General features: G+C 69.9%; 1 protein-coding gene. It reads left to right on the forward strand.

The window, feature by feature from the left end:
• Window positions 1-252: 252 nt before the first annotated feature.
• Complete coding sequence (locus ACFWW9_RS26775; RefSeq protein ID WP_390383504.1) at window positions 253-2,268, forward strand: PQQ-dependent sugar dehydrogenase; 2,016 nt, start codon at window positions 253-255, stop codon at window positions 2,266-2,268.
• The last annotated feature ends 24 nt before the right edge of the window (window positions 2,269-2,292 follow it).

A 2,292-nucleotide genomic window follows, 5' to 3' on the forward strand; every position in this document is an offset into this window, starting at 1 on the left:
CCCAACAAACCCCCCCCCCCCGGCCCACCCGGGGGGGGGGGGGCGGGCCCACCCCCCCGCCCTCGCCCGGGGGGGGGGGGGGGGGCGGGCGGGGGGCCCCCCCCACCGCTGTGTTCCGGTTGCCCGATTGCCTTGACTGGCCAGTAGGTCGGTGTTGTGATGCCTGAGGCACCGAGCATCCGCCGCTGACGTGTCCGTCCACCTGTCCTGCCTGTGGAAGGTCCCTCAGTGAGTTATCGGAAAGCGCTTGCCTTGCTGACCGCGTCAGTGTTGACGCTGTCGGTCGTCAGCCCCGCGTCTGCCGCGCCCGTCGACTACCAGTCCGAGGACGCCGTGGTGTCCCAGGGCGTGGTCGAGTCGAACTGGTCCGGCTACACCGGCCGTGGCTTCGTCAACTACGACAACGTCGTCGGCAGCTACGTCGAGTACACGGTCTCCGCGGCCCAGGCGGGCACGTACTCGCTCGTGTTCCGCTACGCGCACGGCTCCGGCGTCGACCGCCCGCTGAACCTCTCCGTCAACGGCGGTACGCCGAAGTCCCTGTCGTTCCCCGCCACGCCGACCTGGGACACGTGGGCGACCGCGTCCACCACCGTCGTGCTGGCAGCGGGCAGCAACAAGATCCGCGGCACCGCGACCACCGCGCAGGGCGGCCCGAACGCCGACAAGCTGACCGTCGACTTCGTCGCCCCGGCCGACACCCAGGCCCCCAGCGCGCCGACCGGCCTGCGCTCCACGGGCAAGTCCTCGACCACCGTGTCGCTGGCGTGGAACGCCGCCTCCGACAACGTCGGCGTCGTCGGCTACGACATCTACCAGCACGGCCAGCTGGTCACCAGCGTCGGCAACGTCCTCCAGGGCACGGCGTCCGGGCTGATCCCGAACACCGAGTACGACTGGACCGTGTTCGCCAAGGACGCCGCGGGCAACGTCTCGTTGGCCAGCAACAACGTCCTGGTGCGCACCGACCCCGCGCCCGCCGACACCGTCGCGCCGAGCGTGCCCGGTTCGCTGCGCTCGCCGTCGAAGACCGCCACGAGCGTCGACCTGGCGTGGACCGCGTCCACGGACAACGTGGCCGTCGTCGGCTACGACATCTTCCGCGACGGCGTGCAGACCGGGACGTCCGACGGTCCCTCGTCGACCGTCGCCGGTCTGACCACCGGCCGCCAGTACCTGTTCCGCGTGCGCGCCCGTGACGCCGCGGGCAACGTTTCGGCGCTGGGCAACGAGATCGCCGTGACGCCCAGCGCGTCCGGCCCGGCGGGCGTGCCGAACCCCGGCGCGGTCACGACGTTGGCGAGCGGCGTCGACGTCCCGTGGGGCATCGCGTTCCTGCCGGACGGCTCGGCGCTGTTCAGCGAACGCGAGTTCTTCACCGTGTACCGCCTGACCGAGGGCGGCCAACGCACGAACGTCGGCAACGTCCCGAACGTCGTCGGCACCGGCGGTGAGGGCGGCCTGCTGGGCCTGGAGGTCGGGCCGAACTTCGCGTCCGACGGATTCGTGTACATCTACCACACGGCCAACGAGGGCAATCGCGTCGCGCGGATGCGCCTGGTGAACAACCAGCTCGTCGAGTACACGGTGTTGTTGCAGGGCTTGGCGAAGAACCGCTTCCACAACGGCGGCAGGCTCCGCGTCGGCCCGGACGGCAAGCTGTACATCACCTCCGGCGACGCCCAGAACGGCAACAACGCGCAGGACCGGAACTCGTTGAACGGCAAGATCCTGCGCATCAACCTCGACGGCTCGATCCCGTCGGACAACCCGTTCGGCAACGCGGTGTGGAGCATGGGCCACCGCAACCCGCAGGGCCTCGACTTCGACGCCCAGGGCCGCCTGTGGTCCGCCGAGTTCGGCAACACCAGCCTCGACGAGGTCAACCTGATCACCAAGGGCGGCAACTACGGCTGGCCGTCGTGCGAGGGCAACCAGGGGAGCTGCGGCGGTTTCATCGCGCCGAAGAAGATCTGGTCCACCAGCCAGGCCTCGCCCAGCGGGTTGACGATCATCAACAACTACGTGTTCGTCGCCACGACCGTCGGCCAGCGCCTGTACCGGATGCGCATCGACGCCAACGCCAACCTGGTCGAGGAGGCCAGCTACTTCCAGGGCACCTACGGTCGCCTGAGGACGGTCGAAACCGACCGCAACGGCGACATCTGGCTGACCACCACGGCCGACAAGGACGGCGCGGTGGGCAACGACAGCGTGCTGCGCATCGACATCGTCTACTCCGGCGGCAAAGCGCTGAAGGCGGTCTGATGTGGACCGTGGGCGGCCCCGGCG

Origin of the sequence: Umezawaea sp. NPDC059074, from assembly GCF_042738955.1 — a bacterium.
GTDB lineage: Bacteria > Actinomycetota > Actinomycetes > Mycobacteriales > Pseudonocardiaceae > Umezawaea.